Annotated in this window: 1 protein-coding gene; it reads right to left on the bottom strand. The window is 54.3% G+C overall.

Features of this window, described 5'->3' with window-relative positions:
* Window positions 1-33: 33 nt before the first annotated feature.
* A partial coding sequence (locus AC07W7_RS27120) for a transposase (protein WP_415640218.1) occupies window positions 34-672 on the bottom strand: 639 nt, incomplete at its 5' end.

Raw genomic sequence — 672 nt, forward strand, 5'->3', positions numbered from 1 at the left:
ATGTGGGAGCAACTGTCTTCAACATGCCATTCGTCACCTCCATTCGGTGCCGTCACGCAGCATGGCATTCAGTCTGATAAGCAGTATCCGCATGCAGGCAATGAGCGCGACTTTCGCGCTCTTGCCTCTCTCGCGCAGAGCCTCGTAGCGGGTTTTGAAGTCAGCTTGATAGCGGATCACAACCCAGCTAGACATGTACAACGCATGTCGTACGCGGCCTCTTCCTCCGTAAATTTGCCGTTTTCCGTTGTGATTTCCACTGTCGTCGTTATACGGCGCGATTCCCGCCAGGGCCGCAACTTCCCTGCGATCAAGCTCACCGAGCTCCGGCAGGTAAACCAGCAAACTGGCAGCAGCCACCATGCCAATGCCTTTCACAGACATAAGTCGGTTGGCTTTTTCCGCGTCGAGCTCAAGCATGCTGTGAGTGATGTATTTTTCAAGTGCCTTAATCTGCGTTTTTAGGTAGCGAATATGGTCTTGGGTGGCCGTGACAACCGCTGGCAACTGGGCTTGCTGAAGCCGACGCTTGTTATCGTCGCGCTGCTGAACGAAGTGCTCGCGCAACTGAATCAGTTCACGCAGCGCCTCACGCTCAGGCGAAATGCGTTTTTCACGAGACCCATGAAGAACTTCGGCGAAATCGGCCAGAACAGCCGCATCAATCGGATC

Source organism: Pseudomonas sp. GW821-FHT01D09 (assembly GCF_059422465.1).